Source organism: Janthinobacterium sp. NFX145, assembly GCF_049810325.1.
In the GTDB taxonomy this organism is placed as follows: domain Bacteria; phylum Pseudomonadota; class Gammaproteobacteria; order Burkholderiales; family Burkholderiaceae_D; genus Janthinobacterium; species Janthinobacterium rivuli.
Window position 1 is genome coordinate 4,086,168 of sequence record NZ_CP187360.1, and the last position, 22,825, is coordinate 4,108,992.

Sequence of the window (22,825 nt, forward strand, 5' to 3'; positions counted from 1 at the left end):
GGCTGTTTGCAACCTCCCTACACCTCACAGGACACGCCATGCCGAACGACGTACTTTCCGTTAGCGCCCATTGCCTCGACAATCCGGCCTGCATTTTCACGGGCAGCGACATGCGCATCGAGGTCGTCATCAAAAATACCGGCAGCGCGGCCGTCGGCTATCCGCTCGACTACATCCAGCAGCGCGGCCCCAACCTGCGCCTGGTCGACAACGTGAGCGAACAAAGCCAGGTCCTGAAGACGGGCCTGGCGAACCATGCGCTCAAGCGCGCCTTTACCACCATCGCGCCGGGCCAGTCGATTGCGCTGCAAAGCATCATCAAGCATACGGAGCTGCTGCTGTTCCGCAAGGAATTCGTCGACGTGACGGCCGAAATCGGCGTCTCGGCGGGGATCCGGATCGGCGGCGGCGCCGCATCTGACGCTGGCGAGGAAACGTTGCCGTTCAAGGGCGGGACGAGCTTGAAGATTATTGGCAGGGATACGCTGGAGCGGGAGGCGAAGCGGTGATTTTGGCCGCTACGGCTTGAGATGAGGGGACGGCGCTGGCCGCTGCGCGGCCAGCGGGGCCGCGCGGGGCGCGGCAGAATGGCGATTCGGATAGCCTCGCGCCCCTCAGGGCGCTGCGTCTTCGAATCCCACCGTTCCGTCCAGACAAACAAAAAAGCCTCCCGCAGGGGAGGCTTTTTTGTTTGATTCTGGCGGAGACGGTGGGATTCGAACCCACGATACAGGTATAAGCCGTATGCATCCTTAGCAGGGATGTGCCTTCGGCCACTCGGCCACGTCTCCTAGCTGATTACTCAACTATGTCTCTGTAGCTAACTGCGCTGCAGCGACGAACGTCATAATATCGATTGCCCCCCCTTTGGTCAAGGGCGTGGGGCAATTTTTTTGGATATTTAAGCTTTTTCCAGCTCGAACGCCTTATGCAGCGCGCGCACGGCCAGTTCCATGTACTTTTCATCGATCAGCACGGAGATCTTGATCTCGGAAGTGGAGATCATCATGATGTTGATGCCCTCTTCCGACAGGGTGCGGAACATTTGCGAGGCGACGCCCACGTGGCTGCGCATGCCCACGCCGACGACGGACAGTTTCGACACTTTCGCGTCGCCCGTGATGCTGGCCGCGCCCAGCGATTCGCGGTTCGCTTCCAGCACGGCCAGCGCACGCGTGTATTCGCCGCGCGAGACGGTGAAGGTGAAGTCCGTTTTACCGTCGACCGACTGATTCTGTATGATCATGTCGACCTCGATGTTCGCGTCCGCCACCGGCCCCAGGATGTGGTACGCCACGCCTGGGCGGTCGGGCACGCCGAGCACGGTGATTTTGGCTTCATCGCGGTTGAAGGCGATGCCGGAGATGACTGCTTGTTCCATGTTTGTATCTTCCTCAAACGAAATCAGGGTGCCTGAATTGGCTTCTATTTCCAGCGGCAACATCGGGTCGGTCAGCGACGATAGCACGCGCGTAGGCACGCGGTAGTTGCCGGCGAATTCCACCGAACGCGTTTGCAGCACTTTGGAACCCAGCGAAGCCAGTTCCAGCATTTCTTCAAAGGTGATGGTCTTCAGGCGGCGCGCCTCGGAGACCACGCGCGGGTCGGTCGTGTAGACGCCGTCGACGTCCGTGAAGATCAGGCATTCGGCCGCCTTCATGGCGGCGGCGATCGCCACTGCCGAGGTATCCGAACCGCCGCGGCCCAGGGTCGCGATGTTGTCGTGTTCGTCAACGCCCTGGAAACCGGTAATGATGACAATCTTGCCCGCATCGAGGTCGCGTTTGACTTTTTCGTCATCGATCGACTGGATGCGTGCCTTGGTAAAGGCGGAATCGGTCTTGATCGCGACTTGCCAGCCAGCATAGGATACGGCTTGTTTGCCGATCGCCAGCAGTGCCATCGACAATAGGCCGACGGACACTTGTTCGCCTGTCGAGGCGATCATGTCAAGTTCACGGGGATCGGGTTGATCCATGATTTCCTTGGCCAGTCCAATCAGGCGGTTCGTTTCGCCCGACATGGCGGATGGCACCACCACGATTTGATGCCCAGCGTCGTGCCACTTGGCAACGCGCTTGGCGACATTCTTGATACGGTCAGTCGAGCCCATCGACGTACCGCCATATTTGTGGACGATTAAAGCCATAAGAGTGAAGTTTCCGCTCAAGAAGAATAAAAAAGGAGGGCTTTACTCTACATGCCGCAATGCAAAATAACAAGCTAAAAAGCGCATTAGCTCATACCGATTGCGCATATGGAAATAACCAATCCATGCAGTCCAGCTGGCTTGGACAGCCGCTTGGCGGCCACCCCGAGAGTGGCCGTGGCGGCTGGCCCTACGCTCAGCAGGAGACCCAGCGCAAGGCGACACGGGGACGGTCAAGCAGACTCAGGCAATGGCAATCGAGGCCGATACCGGCCGCGAACAGCAATTGTTGCGCCGCACAGACAAGGGGCAGGCGTTCGCGCTCCCAGGCGGGCACGTCGAACGCCTGGTAGTGGTATTTCAAGCTCTTGGTGGGACGGTTCAAGGCCAGTTTCAAGCGCTCGCCACCCTGGCGGAAGTCTATCGTCAAGGTTTGAGATTGCAACCAGGCAATATCGATACCCTGGCCGCCCTCTTCCACCGCATCGAAATGCAGCACGCCGCCATACGCGGGAAAGGCCAGGCTGGCTTCGCCTTGCCAGCTAAATTGCTGGCTGGCCTTTTCCAGGCCGGGAATGCCCGCGTCGTCACGCTCGCGCATGCCGGCAAGGTCATCGAGCTTCGGCGTCAGATATAAACGGTCGCGGTGGCGCCGCACATGGCATTCGGGGTGCGTCACCAGCAATTGCGCATCGGGCCGCGCTTCCAGCAACTGCGCCAGCATTTCCGCCAGCCACGCCGTCGACGGCATGCGCAAGCCGCGCGTGCCGAACCAGTGGCGCAGCAGGTTGTAGCAGCGGTCCGCGCTCAACTCGCGCAATTTCGCCAGCTCGATGCAATCGCCATCGAGGCACGCCGCCAGATCCTGCGTCGCCAGTTCCGTCAACAGGCGCTGCGCCGATTGCGCATGCTGGGCGCTGCGGGCGAAGCGTTCCTGGAAACCAGGAAAGGCCTGCGCCAGCACGGGCATGACCTGATGCCGCAAGGCATTGCGGGCAAAACGGGGATCGTCGTTCGATTCATCATGGATGTGCGCGATCGCATGTTTTTCCACGTAGCTTTCCAGCTGTTTGCGCGATGCGGGCAGCAAGGGGCGCGCCATCACCAGGTCAGGGTTGCCCAGCAACTCGGGCGCGCTGTTGGCGCCATCCATGCCGGACAAGCCCGCCGTGCCCGAGCCGCGCAGCAATTGCAGCAGCACCGTTTCGGCCTGGTCATCCTGGTGATGGGCCGTGAGCAGCAGGCGCACGCCGTGCGCGGCGCACAGTTCGCCCAGGGCCGCATAACGGCGCTTGCGGGCCGCCTCTTCCGTGCCCGTCTTCGCGTTTTTCTCCAGGGTGACCTTGCGCGCCTCGAAGGCAATCCCCATGCCGGCGCACAATTGCGCGCAGTGGACCAGCCAGGCATCCGCGTTCGGACTCAGGCCGTGGTGCACGTGGAAGGCGTGCAAGGCCACGCCATGCTCTTGCGCCCAGGCATGCGCCAGGTGCAGCAGGGCCGAGGAATCGAGGCCGCCGCTGAGGGCGATGCCGACCGTCTCGCCGGCTTGGGGTGCGCAGGTTGCCAGCGCGCTGGCGAAGATATCGGCGACGGTGGCGGTTTGTTGCTTTTTCAATCAGGACTCCGGGAATGCAAAGAGGGACAGGCTGCTAAACGGATGATGTCGTTTAGCGGACTGTCCCTGGTGTCGTTTTAACCCAAGACCTTGAAAAGCCGGGGTCAGACCCTGAGGGTCTGACCCCGGACTCTGCCGTTGGGTTTAAATATTACTCGCTCGGCGTCGTTTCCTTGAACTTGCCGTAGCTCAGCAGTTTTTCATGGCGCGCGGCCAGCAGGTCCTTGGTTTTCATGCCGTGGAACTGGCGCAGGGTGTCGGCCAGTGCGCGCTTGAGCAAGGTGGCCATCTGTTTCGGATCGCGGTGGGCGCCGCCCAGCGGTTCGTTGATGATCTTGTCGATCAGGCCCATGGCTTTCAGGCGGTGCGCCGTCAAACCCAGTGCTTCGGCCGCGTCGGAGGCGCGCTCGGCGCTCTTCCACAGGATCGAGGCGCAGCCTTCCGGCGAGATCACGGCGTAGGTCGAGTATTGCAGCATCAGCACGGCGTCGCCCACGGCAATCGCCAGCGCGCCGCCGGAACCGCCTTCACCGATGATGGTGGCGATCAGCGGCACTTTCAGTTCGGCCATCACGTACAGGTTGTGGCCGATGGCTTCCGACTGGCCGCGCTCTTCCGCGTCGATGCCGGGGAAGGCGCCTGGCGTGTCAACAAAAGTAAAGATCGGCAGGTTGAACTTTTCAGCCACTTTCATCAGGCGCATGGCCTTGCGGTAGCCTTCCGGCTTCGGCATGCCGAAATTGCGCATGGCGCGCTCTTTCGTGTCGCGGCCCTTCTGGTGACCGATGACCATGCACGGCTGGCCATTGAAGCGGGCCAGGCCGCCGACGACGGACAGATCGTCCGCGTAGCTGCGGTCGCCATGCAGTTCGTGGAAATCGGTAAAGATTTCATTCACGTAATCCATGGTGTAGGGGCGCTGTGGGTGGCGCGCGATCTGCGCCACTTGCCAAGGGGTCAGCTTGGCGTAGATATCCTTGGTCAGCTGCTGGCTCTTTTTGGCCAGGCGGTCGATCTCTTCCGAGATGTCGACGGCCGAATCGTCTTGCACGAAGCGCAACTCTTCGATCTTGGAATCGAGTTCCGCGATCGGCTGTTCAAAATTGAGGAAAGTCGTTTTAGTCATTGTACCTCCAGGTTTTACCGGCCACGGCGCCAGGGCGCGCGGCGTCATCTATGTTTATTTTACCGTACCGGCTGCTGCGCCGGGGGCTGCATCGGGTGCGGCAGGGGTGGCTGCAGGGTCGAGACTGCGCCACAAATACCACGTCGCCACGGTGCGCCACGGTTCCCAATTGGCGGAAACCTCGCGCGCATCGCTGCGGGAAACTGGTTCGCCGGAGAAGTAATTGACGCTGATGCCCTGGATCAAACCGGGGTCGTCGAGCGGCAAGACATTCGGCCGGAGCAGATTAAATATCAAAAACATCTCGGCTGTCCAGCGGCCGATGCCGCGGATTTGCACCAGTTCGGCGATGACGGCTTCGTCATCCATCTGGTCCCACTGGCTCGCGTGCACGCGCTTGGCCTTGAAATGGTCAGCCAGGTCGAGGATGTATTCGGTCTTGCGTTTGGACAAACCACAGGCGGACAGTTGCTCGGCGCCGGCCTTCAAGACTTGTGACGGCGTGCATTTCGGGCAAGCCAGCAGCAGCTTTTTCCAGGCGGCATCTGCCGCCTTGGGCGTGATCTGCTGCCCCACCAGCGAACGGGCCAGGGTGGTAAACGGGTCGCTATGGCCGACCAGGTGCAGGTCGCCAAATTGCGGGATGAGCTTTTTCATGATGCGGTCGCGCTTCATCAGCTCGATCTTCGCCTCTTCCCAGTAGTGCGGCACCTGGATCACTTGCGCCAAGTCCGTCACCTTGGGGGCTTCCCCGTTTTCCCTGGACGTAGGCATCATGCGCGGCGCCAGTTGGTCGAGCCGTCAGGCTTGTCTTCAAGAATGATGCCTGCCGCCAGCAGCTCGGCGCGGATCTTGTCGGACTGCGCAAAGTCGCGCGCCTTTTTCGCCGCGCTGCGCGCCGCGATGGCCGCTTCGATGCCCGCTGCCTCATCCTGGCCGCCGGCGGCAGCGCCGACGGTTGCTTGCAGGAATTGCTGCGGCGTGCGTTCCAGCAAGCCGAATACGCCCGCCAGGCCCTTCAATTGACGCGCCAGGGCTGGCGACTTGCTCTTGTTCACTTCCGTTGCCAGGTCGAACAGGGCGGCCACGGCCAGCGGCGTGTTGAAATCGTCGTCCATCGCTTCGCGCACGCGCACGGCGTGGGCTTCGCTCCAGTCGATGGCGCCCTCTTCCACCGCCACGTCGGCCAGCGCCGTGTACAAGCGGGTCAGCGACAGGCGCGCGTCATCGAGGTGCACGTCCGAGTAATTCAGGGGGCTGCGGTAGTGCGCGCGCAGGATGAAGAAGCGGATCACTTCGGCATCGAATTTTTGCAGCACTTCGCGGATGGTAAAGAAGTTGCCGAGCGACTTGGACATTTTTTCATTGTCCAGGCGCACGAAACCGTTATGTATCCAGTAATTCACGCTGGTGTGGCCAAACGCGCCTTCGGATTGGGCGATCTCGTTTTCGTGGTGCGGGAATTGCAAGTCCGCGCCGCCGCCATGGATGTCGAACTGTTCACCAAGCAAGGCGCACGACATGGCCGAGCACTCGATATGCCAGCCCGGGCGGCCGCGGCCCCACTTCGAATCCCATTTGACTTCTTCCGGCTCGGATTCCTTCGACGACTTCCACAGCACGAAGTCGAGCGGATCGCGCTTGCCCGTGTTCACGTCGACACGTTCGCCAGCGCGCAGATCGTCGAGCGACTTGCCCGACAGCTTGCCGTAGTGGGGGAAATTGCGCACGGCATAGTTCACATCGCCATCGGCGCCCTGGTAAGCCAGGTCCTTCGCTTCCAGCTGCTCAATCAGGCGCAGCATCTGCGGCACGTATTCGGTGGCGCGCGGCGTGTGGTCGGGCGTCAAAATGCCCAGCGCGGCCGTGTCTTCATCCATGTACTGGGTGAAACGCGTCGTCAGCTGGGAAATCGTCTCGCCGTTTTCCACGGCGCGGCGGATGATCTTGTCATCGATGTCCGTAATGTTGCGCACATAGGTGACGTCGAAACCGGACGCCTTCAGCCAGCGGTAGATGACGTCGAACGCCATCATCATGCGCGCATGGCCGATATGGCAATAATCGTAGATGGTCATGCCGCACACGTACATGCGTACCTTGCCCGCTTCCATCGGGACGAATACCTGCTTTTCGCGCGCCAGGGTGTTGTAAATCTTTAGATTGCTCATCGTGCTTTGCAAGTGGAGCGGCCGCCAGCCTGGCAAAACGACAGACAGGCGCGGACACCGGGGGTGCCGCGCCACTGAACTGCCGTGTGCGCCGAGACGGGACGACCCGCTGTATTGTTGTTCTTGTTTGTTAGAATTAGGGCGTTAGCGGTCAAGTATAACATTGATAAAAACCATACTGGCCCGATATGAATCAGGTTTTTACGATGTTCAACCGAATTTTCATTTCTTTACAATTAAAGCAAGTTTAGAGAAAAATAACGATCAAGGACGCCTTCATGCAAGAAATCAAATCGAAACGCCTGTCTTTCCTGGCCCGCTTTTGCACCGTGTTTGCCGGCCTGACCCTGGGCAGCGCCGTCGTGGCAGCCGCTCCGGCGACCGCCCTCGACCCGACGCCGCACGTGGCCCTGAAAACCAGCATGGGCGAAATCGTGCTGGAACTGGATCAGGAAAAAGCGCCGAAAAGCGTGGCCAACTTCCTGCAGTACGTCAACAGCGGTTACTACAAGGGCACCGTGTTTCACCGCGTCATCGACGGCTTCATGATACAGGGCGGCGGCTTCGACAAGAACATGAAACAGAAAGCCACCAAGGCGCCGATCAAGAATGAAGCGCAAAACGGCTTGCAAAACGTCACCTACAGCATCGCCATGGCGCGCACGGGCGACCCGCATTCGGCCACCGCGCAATTCTTTATCAACGTCAACGACAATGGCGCGCTCGACTATCCTGGTCGCGACGGCTTCGGCTACACGGTGTTCGGCAAAGTCGTCAGTGGCATGGAAGTGGTCGACAAGATCAAGGCCGTGCCGGTAGCCGACAAGGGCCCGCACCAGAACGTGCCGGTCACCCCCGTGGTGATCGAATCGGCGACTTTACTCAAGACAGCGCCCGCAAAACTGTAAAATAGCGTTTTTGCGGCGCCGGCCTGCCTGGCGCCGCTGAATCAATTATTCATCCAATTTATTAAGGATCATCATGACCTCCGTCATCATCACCACCAATCTGGGCAAGATCACCGCTGAACTGGACGCCGAGAAAGCGCCGAAAACGGTTGCCAACTTCCTGGCCTACATGCAAGCCGGTCACTACGACAACACGATTTTCCACCGCGTCATCGACGGCTTCATGATCCAGGGCGGCGGTTTCGAGCCAGGCATGAAACAAAAGCCAGCCGACACCACCGTCGAAAACGAAGCCAAGAACGGCCTGAAAAACGACACGTACACGCTGGCCATGGCCCGCACGTCGGACCCGCACTCGGCATCGGCCCAGTTCTTCATCAACATCAAGAACAACAGCTTCCTCGACTATCCAGGCCAGGACGGCTGGGGCTATGCCGTCTTCGGTAAAGTCACCGAAGGCAAGGAAGTCGTCGACGCCATCCGCGCCGTGAAAACCTCGCGCGCCGGCATGTTCGCCGACGTGCCAGTGACGGACGTTGTCATCGAGAAAGTAGAAGCCGCGTAATCAGGCTTTCGCATCATGAAAAACAGGCATTGCCGCGTTTGCGCTTTTCCATGCACATCACTTTTTGGGAGCGTTGAACGATGACAATGCCTGCCGCACTCTTTATTTCCGACCTGCATCTGCAGAGCTCGCACCCGCGCACCAGCGCGGCGTTTCTTTCTTTCCTCGAACACCATGCGCAATATGCGCAAGCGCTGTATCTATTAGGCGACCTGTTCGAATACTGGGCCGGCGACGATGACCTGGAAGACCCGTTCAATGCGCGCATGACGGCCGCCATCCGCGCCGTCAGCGATGCGGGCGTGCACGTCTACTGGATCGCCGGCAACCGCGACTTTCTGGTCGGCTCCGGCTTTGCGGCCGCCGCCGGCGCTACCCTGCTCAGCGAACCGCATGTGGCCACGCTTGCCGGCCGGCGCATCGTCTTGCTGCATGGCGACGCCGAATGCACGAAAGACATGCAATACATGGAGTTTCGCGCCATGGTGCGCCAGCCCGCCTGGCAAAAACAGTTCCTGTCCATGCCGCTGGCGCAGCGCAAGGCCATCATCGACGGTTTGCGCAAGAGCAGCCGCGAGCACAATGGCGAAAAGGCCATGGACATCATGGATGTCACGCCCGATGCTGTCGCGCAAGTATTTGCCGAACATGCGAGCACCGTGATGATCCACGGCCACACGCACCGCCCCGCCCTGCATAAAGTCGACGATACCTTGCGCTATGTCTTGCCCGACTGGGAATGCGACGTGACACCGCCGCAACAGCCGCGCGGCGGCTGGATCGCCATCGATACGCGCGGCAACATCACGCGCCACGACCTGAATGGCGACTTCATCGACTAGACGGTCGCTGACCGCGACACGGGCGTTTGTCCGATAGCCGCGCCCGCCTGGCCCTGCTGTAATGGCGCCATGCACCCTGTTTACATCGGCACGGCCGGCTGGAGTATTTCCAGCGCCGCCGCCAGCCACTTCCCCCTCGATGGCAGCCACCTGCAGCGCTATGCCCAAGTGCTCAGCTGCGTGGAAATCAACAGCTCCTTCTACCGTTCGCACCAGAGCGCCACCTATGCGCGCTGGGCCGCCAGCGTACCCGACCACTTCCGCTTCAGCGTGAAATTGCCGCGCAGCATCACGCACGAACGGCGCTTGCGCGACTGTGCAGCCGAACTCGATCGTTTTGCGGGAGAAGTGATGCAACTGGGGAATAAACTGGGCTGCGTGCTGGTGCAGATGCCGCCCAGCCTGCGATTCGAAGCGGACGTGGCCTTTGACTTCCTGACTGCGCTACGGCAACGTTTCGACGGCATGCTCGCGTGCGAGGCGCGCCACCCCAGCTGGTTCGAGGCAGGCGCCACCGAGCTGTTAGCGATGCAGCGCATCACCCGCGTGCGCGCCGATCCGCCAGCCGGGCAGCCGGGGCCGCACGTGCCGACGACCAGCGTGGCCTATCTGCGCCTGCACGGCAGCCCGAGAATATATTATTCGGACTATCCGGCCGAGTACCTGGCAGCGCTGGCGACCGAATTGCGCGCATCGGCGCAGGCGGACAGCTGGTGCATCTTCGACAATACGGCGGCCGGGGCCGCCCTGTTCAATGCGCTGGACTTGCAGGCGCGGCTGTCGGACTCATTAGCCGCGCCTGCGCATCGCTCCATTTAAGGCAAGGGCATCTGGACGATGGCGCGGGCGGTATAGCCATACAAGGTACCGTTGCCAAAAGCCAGAACCTCCACGATGGGATTGCCCCATGCCAGTTGCGGTGAGGAAATGACCCCGGCCGTATCGATCTTGCGTACGCCATCCTGGCCGCTCAGGTACAGGTTGTCAGCCTTGTCGACGGCCAGACTGGGCATGCCGGCAAAGGACAGGCTGCCCACGCCAGGCCCACCATCGGCATTTTTAGTCGAGTACAAGGTGCCGGCAAACACCGTCACGGTGCCGGAACGATCCGCCTTGAAGATCACTTGATGATAAAAGTCATCAAAATACAAATCACCTTTGCTGTCAAACACCATGCTGTAAGGCAAAACATCTTGCAAGCCGAGATCGCTATCGCCGAAGGAGCGCGTGAGCGTTTCAAAGGACACAAACAAGGAAAATACGCCACCAGGCGGGCGCCGATAAATCCCCCCGCTCAAAGCCTCCGTCCAGGTGACATAGCCATCCTTGTCCACCGCCAGAATATACTGCTGAAGGCCAAAACCGCCTGCTGGCAATGGCTCGACGGTGGACATGATCCCGTCAGCATTGATCTTGCGCAAATTAAAGGAAGGGGAATTCAGCGCCTTGTCCGCCACATACACGGCGCCATCCGCACCACAAGCGATCGCCACGGGGCCGGCCATGGTCGCGCTGAGCCGCGCCCCATCGTCGATGCCGGCGCGGCCGGCAATCCCCGCATAGACTTCCAGCTTGCCGTTCGGCGCCAGCCGGCGCAGCACTTTGCTGGCCGCATCGAGCAGATAGACATTCCCGGCTGGGTCGCTGCACATGTCCGAGGCCCTGACATTGCCCACGCGGGCGGCGGCGCCCACGCCGTCCGCCGGCCCCATACTGCTCAGCATGAGAGGAATAGTCGCGATCCCGTTGCCGGCATCCACCCTGCTCAAGCGCAGCAGGCTGGCATCGAAGACCAGCATGTTGCCTGCATCCCCGATCGATATCTGGGTCAGGCTTTTCCAGTCGAGATATTTTCCTCCCGCGTCAGGCACCAAGCGCCCCACCACCGTCGTCACCTCGCCAGCGGGCGTCATGCGGCGGATGGCATCGCGGTCGGCCAGCAACAAATTGCCGCTACGCTCAAACACCATGCCGCGCACGCCCCTGAAGCTGGCATTGACGCCCTTGCCGTCATAGCCGGTCGTCATCGCATTTCCGGCAACCAGGGAGGCCACGCCATTATTATCAAGGCGATATATCTTGCTGCCGTTAGTGTTGCTCAAGTAAATGACACCGTTGGCATCGACTGCCATCTGGCCCACTCGTCCTGCGCGCGGCAGGCCATTCGGCTCGGCCAACATGACAATGTAGGAACTGACTACGCCAGCTGGCGTCACACGGCGAACCTGGAGCTGTCCATCGTCGACGAGCAGCAAGTCACCGTTCGGATCCATGACCATGCTGGCGATCACGCCAAACCGGGCTTGCGTCCCCGGCCCATCGGCATGCACAGGCACGCCATCCGGCTCTGCCGGTGTCGCACTGCAATTGGCACGGCGCTTGCCGGCCAGTGTACTGACCACGCCAGCCGGCGTAATTTTCCTTATCTGACCATTGCAGGTGTCGGCCACATACAGGTTCCCCTTGCCGTCGATCACCAGCGGTGCACGGCCCCCCATGTAAAAAGTCGCGCTGGCGGCAGGCCCATCAACGGCGCCAGCCTTGCCTGGCATACCGGCATAGATACTCAGGCTGCCGTCAGGGGCCAGCTTGTGAATCACCTGCGTGGAAGCATCGGCGAAGTAATAATTGCCCGCGCCATCCTGCGCCATGCCATCGACACGCTGGATCCGCTCCTGCACGCCGGCCAGCAGAGTCGGCAGGCAACGCACGGCAAGGCTGCTGACGTCCGCGCTGCCCATGGTGGCCGCGCCTTGCGCGATGCTGCAAGCGAGGCCTGCGGAAGCGCTGTCAACCTTGCCTTCATAACTGGCGCCCGCCGCCAGCTTGCCGGCAAAGCTGAAGGGGCCGTTGGCCGTGACGGTCACTTTATCCGTGCCGTTCGCCAGCACGACACTGGCGCCAGGCAGCAGGCCGCTGACCGTGCCGCCCAGCAAATAGCGCGACGTCTCGACCGGCGCCACGGGTGTCGGTGGCGGCGTGGACGTGCCGCCACCGGAACCTCCGCCACAGGCGCTCAGCAGCGCCAACAGGACGACGCCGCCACCGGCACGCCTGAACAGTTTTTGTACTTCCCCAAAGCAATTTATCATTTCTGCTTTCATGGTTGCGGCGACATGCACGCCAAAAGTTATCAAGTAAGATTTTCAAACACGCAATATTATAGTTTCCTTGTGGATAGAAAAACATGAATATGTTGACATTTTGATTTTCACTGTTATAGTTAACTACAACACCAACTCAATACATCACGGAGCTTCGATGCCTACAGCATTTTTCATGCGCCGCACCGCCCCGCCCTTGTCGGAGCGCATCCCATGAGCGCGGAATGGAATGACAATAGCCCCATCTACCGCCAGCTCAAGGCCAGAGTGGTGGGCATGATGCTCGATGGCGTGCTGCAATCCGGCGACGCCTTGCCTTCGGTGCGCCAGGTGGCGGCCGATTATCAATTGAATCCCATCACGGTCTCGCGCGCCTACCAGGAACTGGTCGACGATGCCCTGGTGGAAAAACGCAGAGGACTCGGCATGTATGTACTGGAAGGCGTCCGCGACAAATTGCTGGCCAGTGAACGCGAACGCTTCCTGCGCGAAGAATGGCCAGCCTTGCTGGAACACATCACGCGCCTGGGCCTCGACCTCGATCAACTGCTGCAAGCGAGCCGCGACGCCGGCGCACACGGAGAGAACGCATGAATGCATTGAACAAGGACAGCGTCATCAGCGCGCGCGGCCTGCGCAAGCAGTATGGCAAGCAGGTGGCCATCAATGGCATCAGCTTCGATATCGCGCCGGGCCGCATCGTCGGCTTGATCGGGCCTAATGGCTCCGGCAAGACCACCACCCTGAAAGCCATCCTGGGCCTGACGGGCTTCGATGGCGACTTGTCGGTGCTGGGGCGCGATCCCCGCGTGCAGCGCGACGCGCTGATGGAAGACGTGTGCTTCATCGCCGACGTGGCCATCCTGCCGGGCTGGCTGCGCGTGGCCGACGCCATCGATTTCGTTGCCGGCGTGCATCCACGTTTCGACCGCAGCAAGGCTGAACGCTACCTGGCCCACACCAAACTGTCGCCGAAAATGAAGGTCAAGGCCATGTCGAAGGGCATGGTGGTGCAGCTGCACCTGGCGCTGGTGATGGCCATCGACGCCAAACTGCTGGTGCTCGACGAGCCGACCCTGGGCCTGGACATTCTTTACCGCAAGCAGTTCTACCAGAACTTGCTGGAAGACTATTTCGATGAAAACAAAACCATCGTCATCACCACGCACCAGATCGAGGAAGTGGAACACATCCTCAGCGACCTGATGTTCATTCGCGACGGCCAGATCGTGCTGGCGTCGAGCATGGAAGAAGTAGGCGAGCGCTACATCGAGGTGATGGTGGGTCCGCAGCACGTCAATCCGGCGCGCGCCCTGCAGCCGATCAGCGAACGCAGCGTGTTCGGCAAGTCGGTGATGCTGTTCGATGGCGTCGCCCGCACCCAGCTGGCGGCCCTCGGCGAAGTACGCACGCCAAGCCTGGCTGACCTGTTTGTCGCGACCATGAAAGGATCGTACCAATGAGTATTTCCCCTGTAAACAAGATGCAATGGCTGCTCCGGCGCGAGTTGTGGGAACACAAGGGCATGCTGGTGTGGACGCCTGCCCTGATCGGCGTCGTCATGACGGTGCTGGGCTCCCTGATGGCGATAGGCACCATCGCCAAGACCAAGATGCGCACGGCACTCATCGTCAACGGCGAGGAAATTTCCTGGAGTACCGTCTTCAATACGCGCTCCTTCGGTCCGCGCCGCACGGAAATCATCGACGCCGTCGCCAACAACTATACGTACGCGGCCGCGCCCCTGTTCCTGGCGCTGGGTTTCCTCGTGTTTTTCTATTGCCTGAGCGCCCTGCACGACGACCGCCGCGACCGCAGCGTGCTGTTCTGGAAGTCGCTGCCCATCTCGGATGCGCAGACGGTGCTGTCGAAAGCGGCCGTCGCCCTGCTGGTCGCGCCGCTGATCGTGACCGCCGCCGCCAGCCTGACGTCGCTGGCCCTGATCCTGATCCTCAGCGGCGTGCTGGCGGCCAACGGCATCCACGTGTTTGCCGAACTGCTGGCCACCCCGGGCCTGTACCTGGGACCGCTGCGCGTGTTCGGCTTGCTGCCCGTGTATTGCCTGTGGGCCTTGCCGACCGTCGGCTGGCTGCTGATGGTGTCGAGCTGGGCCAGGTCGAAAGTCTTCCTGTGGGCCGTCGGCGTGCCGCTGCTGCTGCTCATCCTGACAGTCTGGGCAGGCAAGCTGACGCAGACGGAAAGCGGCGTCGAGTGGATACAGATGAATGTCATCGGGCGCGCCCTGCTGGGCACCCTCCCCGGCAGCTGGTATCTGTTCGAACCGGAACTGCTGCCGCGCATGCACGCCCTGGCGGAAGGGAGTTCGCACATGACACGCATCGATGTATTCAGCAATTCCTGGTCGAGCCTGGCCTTGCCTGCCGTCTGGCTGGGCGCGGCGGCAGGCGCGGCGCTGATTTACGCCGCCATCCGCCTGCGCCGCTGGCGCGAGGAAGGCTGACAGCGCACTGTCTCATCCCCTGAAAAACGCCCCGCCCGTCGGGGCGTTTTGCATTTTCCGCCCCATTCAAGTCAATAAAACAATAACTACTTTACTGATAGTTATTATGAAAAATCCTCTTCATTCAATACCGGCTATCCGATCGATAGCAATAAATCGATATGATAATTACAAATAATTATTTCTATCGTATTTTATTCCCAATCACATTTGATAATCACCACACAAAAAAGCAACAACTAGCAATTCGATAGCGATATGTTTTTTGAATAAAAGACGCAGAAACACTGGCGCATGTTGGCGGATTCAGCCGGAAAGTTCCATTTCGTGACAATTCGTGATGATTGGTGAAAGCAAAGCTTGACAGAATAGAGTCATGAAAAATGATCAAAATGAAATTGAAAGTTTCAGAATTGAAACTATCATCAGAGTGGGAGCAGATAGGCATCGCCTGTAAATACTGCATTCCGCGAGTGAATATCAGCTGGCAATCCAGTTGCAATAGAAACAAAAGACAAAAAAATGATGCCGCATGAAACAACTATAAAAATGGCATTTTTATAGTTTCTAAATAAATGTTCTGTTGTGCCAGCGTTTTTTTGCCAGTTATGTTTTACTTGCCACTATCGACATCGGTAACACCCAAGTTCGACCACGGCCCAAGCCTCGCCGGAGCAAGCAAGGAATCGAATCAGATTATTGATTTTTTATTATTTTAGAAAATTGAACGAGTACATAACCTTTTCCGGAGACTTCCAAATGGCCACCACCCAAAATCCAGCCCAAGTTCCCGTCAATGCCGAAGGCGCAGCCGCCAGGATCACGACGCCGGCAAAAAAAGCCGTCACTCCAAAAGACGGCGAGCGCAAGCAGTATGACGAAGACGAACTGATCAAAGGGGCCGATGCCAGCGCGACCATGCCGCCTGAAAATGTCGTGGAAGTCACGGGAAGCGCCGAGAGCGGCAATGCCGCCGCCCTGGGCACGGCCGCGGCGCTGGCTGCGGCAGCCGCCCTGGCAGCCGGCGGCAGTGGTGCGGCGGCCGGCCAGGCGGGCAACGGCGGCGCCGATTCCGGCACGCCGCAAAGCGACAACAACGGTGGCGCCGCTGGCGCCGGCGCCGGGGCGGCCGGCATCCCCAGCGGCAGTGTGGTCGATGTCGCCGGGGCTTCGGCTGGTGCCGGTGCGGGTGCCGGCGCTACAGGCGGTCTGGGCGGACTTGGCGTGCTGGGCGCGCTCGGCGGCCTTGGCCTGGTTGCCGCCGCGGCAGGCGGTGGCGGAGGCGGTGGCGCTGCGGCCGGCGGCTCCGGCACCGGTGGCACGGGCGGTACCGGTGGTGGCACGGGCACCGGCGGCACCGGCGGCGGTACGGGCACTGGCGGTACCGGCGGTGGCACGGGGACAGGAGGTTCGACCGGCGGTGGCACGGGCAATCAATCCACCACCACCGTCGTCACCGACGCAGCCATCCTGGCCGCCGCCGCGGCTGTCGCCGCCGCCAACAATGCTTTGGCCGATGACGCCGCCGCCGCCGCGGCAGCGGCCACGGCAGCCGCTTCGCTGGCCGCGGCGAATGCGGCCGCCCTGGCCGACCAACTGGCGGCGCAGGCCGCCGCTGCGGCGGCGGCAGCGTTGCTCGCCGCCAATACCGCCACCAGCGACGACACGCTGGCGGCCAGCACGGCGGCCGTCGTCCCCGGCGCGCAAGCGGCCGCTGGCGCCGCCACGGATGACGACAGCGCGGCCGCCGCCGCTGCCGCCACCGCCGCCATATCCCTGGCCGCCACCACCTCGGCGCAAAATGCCGATGCGGCCGCCGCCACGGCCGCCGCCAATGCCGCCGCCGCGCACGCCGCTGCCGATGCGGCGCAAACGCAAGCGGACCAGACCAACGCCCCGGCGCTGCAAGCCGTCGCCGATGCCGCCGACGTGGTCGCCGCCGCGGCCAACACCCAGGCAGCGCTGACCGATGCGGCAGCCCTTGGCGTCATCGCGGCCAATGATGCCGCCGCCGCTGCCGCCGCCACGGCGCTGGCCAATGCCACGGATGCCGCCGCGCTGGACCTGGCGGCAACGGCCGCCGCCAACGCCGCCGTCGCCGCAGGCATCCAGGCCAGCTTTACCGATGCCGACGCCCTGGCCCTCATCTCGGATGCGGATGCCGCCGCGTCTGCCGCCGCGACCGAACTGGCCGATGTGACCGATGCCGCCGCCCTGGCCGCCGCCGCCAGCGCCGCCGCCACGGCCGCCGCCGATGCGGCGACAGCGGCCAATGCCAGCGACGCCACGGCACTGGGCATCGCCGCCACCGCCGCCGCGAACGCAGCCACCGCCGCCGCCACGCAGGCGGGGCTGACCGACGCCGTCACCTTGAGCATGGCAGCCGATGCCGCCGCCGGCGTTGCCGCCCAGGACGCCACCATCGCCAACGCCACCGACGCCGTCGCCCTGCAAGCGGCAGCCAATGCCGCCGCGACAAACGCCGCCAATGCCCAGACGCAAGCGAACATGACGGACGCGCCCACCCTGGGCCTGATCGCCGATGCCGCCACCCTGGCATCGGACGCCGCGCAACTCCAGGCCGGCCTGACGGATGCGGCCGCGCTGGCCCTGATTTCCGATGCCGATGCCGCCACGGCGGCCGCCGCCGCCCTGGCAGCCAGTAGCGACGCCGCCGCGCTCGACGCGGCCGCTGCCCTTGCCGCCACGGTGGCGGCGAATGCCGTCGTCACGGCCAGCCTGAGCGACGCGGCCGCCCTGCAAATCACGGCCGATGCAGCCGCCAGCACGGCCGCCAGCGCCGCCACGCAAGCGGCATTGACGGACGCGGCCGCCCTGCAAGTGATTTCCGACGCCGATGCCGCCGCCGCGCTGACGGCGCAAACGACGGCCAACCAGACGGATGCGGCCGCCCTGGCCGCTGCCGACGCAGCCGCCGCCAGCGATGCGGCGAATGCGCAAACAGTGGCCGACCAGACCGATGTCGTCGCCCTGCAGCAAGCGGCCGACCAGGCCGATGCCGATGCCGATGCCGCGAATGCGCAAGCCAGCCTGCTGGACGTCAATGTCGCGCTCAATGCCTTCAATCTCGCCAACCTCGCCGCCCTGGCCGCCAACGTCACGGCTGGCCAAACCAGCGTGCTCGACCTGACGGCCACCGTCAATAGCTTGCAGCTCGGCGCCGATAACGCCGATATCACTGCCGCCCTGTTCGATGCCACCATTCTTGCCGGCATCTCCACCGCCGATGCGCTGACGGCCACCGGCCTGCAAGCCATCGCCGCCGCGACCGATGCCGATGCACTCATCGCCACGGCGGCATCTGCCGTCTCGGCGGCGGAAATAGCCGCCGGGCTGGGCGGGGTCGACATCTCGGCCGTCAGCGCGGCTGCCGCGGCGCAGGCCACCGCCACTGCCGCAGCCGCCACTGCCGCATTGACCGATGCCGGCGCGCTGGGCCTCGTTTCCACCACCGACGCCGCCGCTGAACTTGCCGCCCAGACCGCCGTCAACACGCTGAGCGCTGCCAATACCTTGGCACAAGCGGCAGCCACGGCTGCGCAAAACACGGCCAACCTGACCGACGCCGTGGCCCTGGGCCTCGTCTCGACGGCCGCCGACGCGGCCGCGGGCCTGGCCTTGACGACGGCTGGCCAGACCGATGCCACCGCGCTGAGCCTCATCTCGAATGCCGATGCGCTGGTCGCCTCCTCGGCAGCCAGCCTGGCGGCGCTGACGGACGCCACGGCGCTGGGCCTGATCTCGACCGCCGATGCCACCGTGGCCGCCACCCTGCAGACAACGGCCAACCTGACGGATGCCGCCGCACTGGGCCTGCTCGCCACGGCCGCCGCAGCCGCCGCCAATACGGCGACGAATGTTGCCAACCTGACCGATGCGGTGGCCCTGGGCACGCTCTCGACCGCTGCCACCACGGCCGCCAATACGGCTGCCGCCACCGCCGCGCTGACCGACGCCACGGCCCTGGGCCTGGTCGCCACGGCCGACGCGGCTGCCGCTGCCGCCCTGCAAACGACGGCCAACCTGACCGACGCCGTTGCGCTGGGCCTCGTGTCGACGGCCGCCAACACGGCCGCCAGCACCGCTGCCGCCGTTGCCAGCCTGACCGATGCCGTGGCGCTGGGCACCGTCTCGACAGCCGCCACGGCCGCCGCCAACACGGCAGCGGCCACGGCCGCCCTGACCGATGCCGTCGCCCTGGGCCTGGTAGCGACCGTCGATGCGGCCGCCGCCACCGCAGCGCAAACGACGGCCAACCTGACGGACGCCGTCGCCCTGGGCCTGGCAGCGACCGTCAACGCCACCGCCTCCACGGCCGCGGCCGCCGTCGCCGGCCTCACCGACGCCGTCCTGCTGGGGACTGCCCACACGCTCAACGTCACGGCCGCCACCGTGGCGGCCACCAAGGCCGCCTTGACGGATGCCGCCGCCCTGACCACCGTCGCCAACAACGATGCCGCGAATGCCGCCGCCCTGGCCGCCTATTCGGCCGCCCATCCATTCGACCTGGTGGCGGCACTGGCCTCCACCGTCGCCGCCACCACGGCATCCTTGTCGCTCGCCGCCGCGCAATCGGCGCAGGCCGATGACGCGGCGGCCGCCTCGACAGCAGCCACGGCGGCAGCGTCCCTGACCGCCCTGAACAATGCGCTGGCGGCCGACAGTGCCGCCACCGCCGCCGCCACGCTGGCCCTGACCTCGCAAGCTGCGGCCACCGCGGCGGCGCTGGACGACACGCTCGCCGCCACTGCCGCCGGCGTGGCCGCCACCTCGCTGGCAGCGGCCCAGGCCGCGCAAGCGGCCGATGCCGCCGCCGCCGCGACAGCCGCAACGGCCGCCAATGCCCTGGCCGCCCTGAATGCGGCCCTGCAAGCGGACGCGAATGCGGCCGCCACGGCCGCTGCCGCCATCACGGCGAGTGCGGCCACCGCTGCCGCCGTCGCCGACGATCTGGCCGCTGCGACGGCCGCCACTGTCGCCAACGTCTCGCAAGCTGCCGCGCAAGCGGCGCAACTGGCCGACAATGCCGCCGCCAGCGCCGCCACCATCGCCGCCAACGCGCTGGCCTCCCTGAATGCAGCCCTGGCCGACGACGCGGCGGCCGCCGCAGCTGTGCTCAACTCCACCAATGCAACGGCCGCCGCGGTTGCCGCTGCCACCGCCGATACGGCTGCCGCGGCGGCCGCCGCCGTGGCCGCCATCTCGGCCGCCGCCACGCAGCATGCGCAGGCGGACGATATCGCCGCTGCCACCGCCGCCCTCACGGCGTCCATCTCGCTGGCCGCCACGCAGGCTGCGCAAGCGGCCGATCTCGCCGTCGGCACGACCGCGGCAACGGCAGCGAGCGCGCTGGCCGCATTGACCCAGGCCCTGAACGACGACAGCCTCGCCGCGGCGGCAGCCACGGCGGCGGCCAACGCGCAAACGGCCCTGAATAACGCCACGACGGCACTCAACGCGGCGATATTGACGGCCAGCGCCTCGCTCGCCGCCGCCAATGCCGCCGCGGCCGACGACGCCACGGCGGCAAGCACGGCGGCGGCCGCCGCAGCGGCACAGCTCCTTGCCAATGCGGCCTTGCAGGCCGATAGCGACCTGGCCTTGCTCGCCACGGCGGCCAACAACGCATTGAAAGCCGCCAGCGCGGCCCTGGCCGCCGACGATGCCGCCGCCAATGCCGCGCACACGGCCGCCCTCTCGGCGGCCGCCACTCTGGCGGCGCAACTGGCCGATACGGCAGCGCTGAACGCCCATGCCGCACTCAACGCGGCCATCGCCAACCTGACCGCCGCCGTGACGGCCGATGTCAACGCCACGGATGCCGACGATGACAAGACGCTGAAACTGAACCTCCTGCTCGCCGCCCAAGGTGCGGCCGATGACGCGGCCCAGGCCAATGCCAATGCGGCTGCCGCCCATGCGGCGCTGGCGGCAGCCCAGGCCGACGACACGGCGGCCGCCACCGCTGCCGCCAATGCGGTTGCCGCGCATGCGGCGGCCGTCGCCGCGCAAAACGCCGATGCCGCCGCGGCAGCGGCAGCGGCGCAAGCGGCCACCTCGATGGCCAACACGCTCAATGCCCAGGCCGACGACGCCACGGCGGCAGCGGCCGCCACGGCCGCCGCCAATGCGCAACTGGCGCTGGACGCCGCCATCGCCGCCGACGCCAACGTCGCCGCCACCGCGGCCGCAGCCGCAGCCGCCCAGCTGGCGGCGCAAAACGCGCACGACGCCGATGTCGCGGCAGCGGCAGCGGCCGTTGCCGCCGCCATCACCCTGGCAGCCACGCAGGCGGCGCAGGCCGACGACGCGGCAGCCGCACTGGCAGCGGCCAATGCCGCCAACGCCCAGGCGGCGCATAACGCCGCCGTCGCCGACGACCAGGCCGCCGCCGATGCCGCCGCCGCAGCAGCGCTGGCGCAAGCGGCTGCCACCGCAGCGGCAGCGGCCGATGCCGCCGCCACCGCCAGCGCCGCCGCAGCGGCGGCATCGCTGCTCGCCGCACAGGCGGCGCAGGCCGACGACACGGCCGCCAACCAGGCAGCGGCCAATGCCGCCGCCGCCGCCGCCGCGCATACGGCCGCCATCGCCGCCGATGCCCTGGCCGTCAGTACGGCAACCGCGGCAGCGAGCGCACTGGCTGCCGCCACGGCAGCGCAGAACGACGACGACGCTGCCGCGGCCGCAGCCGCCCAGGCAGCCTCCTCGCTGGCCGACACGCAGCAGGCACAGGCTGACGATGCGGCGGCGGCAGCCGCCACGGTCAATGCCAATACTGCGATAGCAGCGGCAGCGGCGGCCCATGCGGCCGATGCGGCCGCGCCGCTGGCACAGGCGCAGGCCGCAGCCTCTCTGGCGGCCCTGCAAGCGGCGCAAGCCGACGATGCGGCCGCCGCAAGCGCGGCAGCGGCAGCGGCGCAAGCGCACGCCAATGCAAACGCGGCGTATGCGGACGACGCGGCAGCGGCCCAGGCCAATGCCGACGCGCAGGCTGCCGACACGGCCTTGGCACAAGCGAACGCCCTCGCCGCGCAGACCGACGCCAGCGCCCTGGCCGTCGTGTCGAATGCGGACGCCGCCGCTGCTGCCGCCGCGCAAGCGCTGGCCGACCAGACAGACGCCGTGGCCCTCACCCAGGCTGCCGATGCGGCAGCGGCAGCGGCGCTGGCGGCGGCGCAGACGGCCGCCCTGACGGACGCCAATGCCCTGCACCTGGCAGCCGATGCGGCCGCCGTCGCCGCCGTGCAGGCCCAGGCGCAGGCAGACCTGACGGATGCCAGCTCGCTGACGGTGGCGGCGAATGCCGATGCCGCCGCGGCGGCGGCGGCGCAGGCGCAAGCGGACCTGACGGACGCGAGCCAGCTGTTCGTGCTGAGCCAGAATGCCCTGCACAACCCGCTGACGGTCGCCGACTTCAGCACCGGTCTGCCGGCCGCCGGCGGCGACGTGATCGACATGTCGGCCATCGCCGACCTGACGGCTGCCGTGGCCGTGGGCGTCAATCTGAGCACGGACTTTGGCAACGACAACCTGTTCATCTTCGACGGTACGTCCGTGTCGATCGGCGCGGCGGCCAGCGCCATCGCGGCCGACAGCAGCGTCTTGTCGGGCCAGGGCTACATCGTCATCGCCGATGCGCAAAACAGCGGCGCCGTGACGGTGTATCACTCGAGTGACCTGAGCAACGCCAACGCCATCGACACGGCGCTGGTGCTGCTCAGCGGGGTGAACATCACGCAACTGACGGCGGCCAACTTCGTCGTCTGAAGCAGGGCACCCACGCCAGGCGCCGCGCCTGGCACGGCGGCGGGAGCGCAACGCAAAACGGCGCGCTCCCGCCAATACCTAGAAATGCGTCAGGCC

At 64.4% G+C, this 22,825-nt stretch carries 15 protein-coding genes and 1 tRNA gene; 9 read left to right on the plus strand and 7 right to left on the minus strand.

Translation table 11 applies throughout. The features are described 5' to 3' along the window. Positions 1-38: 38 nt before the first annotated feature. Complete coding sequence (locus ACPJXG_RS18215) at positions 39-509, plus strand: hypothetical protein (protein ID WP_099402773.1); 471 nt, start codon at positions 39-41, stop codon at positions 507-509. A gap of 189 nt (positions 510-698) precedes the next feature. Here ACPJXG_RS18215 and ACPJXG_RS18220 read toward each other — a convergent pair. From ACPJXG_RS18220 to cysS, 6 genes are all read right to left on the minus strand, one after another. Continuing rightward, positions 699-791, minus strand: a tRNA-Ser gene (locus ACPJXG_RS18220). 110 nt (positions 792-901) lie between these two features. Beyond that, positions 902-2,149: an aspartate kinase gene (locus tag ACPJXG_RS18225; protein WP_035817435.1), complete on the minus strand. Its 1,248-nt coding sequence runs from the start codon at positions 2,147-2,149 to the stop codon at positions 902-904. A gap of 196 nt (positions 2,150-2,345) precedes the next feature. Next, positions 2,346-3,764, minus strand: coding sequence for a tRNA lysidine(34) synthetase TilS (tilS, locus tag ACPJXG_RS18230; protein WP_425251920.1), 1,419 nt, complete (start codon positions 3,762-3,764; stop codon positions 2,346-2,348). Positions 3,765-3,915: 151 nt separating this feature from the next. Further along, positions 3,916-4,890 (minus strand): acetyl-CoA carboxylase carboxyltransferase subunit alpha, encoded by a 975-nt coding sequence (locus tag ACPJXG_RS18235; protein ID WP_034756951.1) that lies wholly within the window; start codon positions 4,888-4,890, stop codon positions 3,916-3,918. 54 nt (positions 4,891-4,944) lie between these two features. Next, positions 4,945-5,664, minus strand: a complete 720-nt coding sequence (locus ACPJXG_RS18240; RefSeq protein ID WP_425254766.1) for a DNA-3-methyladenine glycosylase family protein — start codon at positions 5,662-5,664, stop codon at positions 4,945-4,947. Beyond that, a complete protein-coding gene (cysS, locus tag ACPJXG_RS18245; protein WP_425251921.1) occupies positions 5,664-7,061 on the minus strand; it encodes a cysteine--tRNA ligase in 1,398 nt (465 codons plus the stop codon). Before cysS ends, ACPJXG_RS18240 begins: the two co-directional genes overlap by 1 nt. A gap of 278 nt (positions 7,062-7,339) precedes the next feature. On the opposite strand from cysS, the gene ACPJXG_RS18250 reads away from it, so the two are divergent. The 4 genes from ACPJXG_RS18250 (at position 7,340) to ACPJXG_RS18265 (ending at position 10,195) form a co-directional block, all read left to right on the plus strand. Continuing rightward, a complete protein-coding gene (locus tag ACPJXG_RS18250) occupies positions 7,340-7,969 on the plus strand; it encodes a peptidylprolyl isomerase (protein WP_425251922.1) in 630 nt (209 codons plus the stop codon). Positions 7,970-8,042: 73 nt separating this feature from the next. Continuing rightward, positions 8,043-8,534: a peptidylprolyl isomerase gene (locus ACPJXG_RS18255; protein WP_332859076.1), complete on the plus strand. Its 492-nt coding sequence runs from the start codon at positions 8,043-8,045 to the stop codon at positions 8,532-8,534. A gap of 86 nt (positions 8,535-8,620) precedes the next feature. Beyond that, on the plus strand, positions 8,621-9,376 hold the full coding sequence (locus ACPJXG_RS18260; protein ID WP_425251923.1) for a UDP-2,3-diacylglucosamine diphosphatase: 756 nt from the start codon (positions 8,621-8,623) through the stop codon (positions 9,374-9,376). Between the two features lie 69 nt (positions 9,377-9,445). After that, positions 9,446-10,195, plus strand: coding sequence for a DUF72 domain-containing protein (locus ACPJXG_RS18265; RefSeq protein ID WP_425251924.1), 750 nt, complete (start codon positions 9,446-9,448; stop codon positions 10,193-10,195). Here ACPJXG_RS18265 and ACPJXG_RS18270 read toward each other — a convergent pair. Further along, complete coding sequence (locus ACPJXG_RS18270) at positions 10,192-12,468, minus strand: hypothetical protein (RefSeq protein ID WP_425251925.1); 2,277 nt, start codon at positions 12,466-12,468, stop codon at positions 10,192-10,194. The genes ACPJXG_RS18265 and ACPJXG_RS18270 overlap by 4 nt on opposite strands. A 225-nt stretch (positions 12,469-12,693) precedes the next feature. Between ACPJXG_RS18270 and ACPJXG_RS18275 the strand changes: the two genes are divergently transcribed. From ACPJXG_RS18275 to ACPJXG_RS18290, 4 genes are all read left to right on the plus strand, one after another. After that, positions 12,694-13,074 carry a GntR family transcriptional regulator gene (locus ACPJXG_RS18275; RefSeq protein WP_425251926.1) on the plus strand — a complete coding sequence of 127 codons (381 nt, stop codon included), beginning with the start codon at positions 12,694-12,696 and terminating at the stop codon, positions 13,072-13,074. Then, a complete protein-coding gene (locus ACPJXG_RS18280; protein WP_425251927.1) occupies positions 13,071-13,943 on the plus strand; it encodes an ABC transporter ATP-binding protein in 873 nt (290 codons plus the stop codon). The genes ACPJXG_RS18275 and ACPJXG_RS18280 overlap by 4 nt, the downstream gene beginning before the upstream one ends. Then, positions 13,940-14,941, plus strand: a complete 1,002-nt coding sequence (locus ACPJXG_RS18285) for a hypothetical protein (RefSeq protein ID WP_035817410.1) — start codon at positions 13,940-13,942, stop codon at positions 14,939-14,941. The genes ACPJXG_RS18280 and ACPJXG_RS18285 overlap by 4 nt, the downstream gene beginning before the upstream one ends. Positions 14,942-15,700: 759 nt before the next feature. Continuing rightward, positions 15,701-22,729 carry a hypothetical protein gene (locus tag ACPJXG_RS18290; RefSeq protein WP_425251928.1) on the plus strand — a complete coding sequence of 2,343 codons (7,029 nt, stop codon included), beginning with the start codon at positions 15,701-15,703 and terminating at the stop codon, positions 22,727-22,729. Positions 22,730-22,825 lie beyond the last annotated feature (96 nt).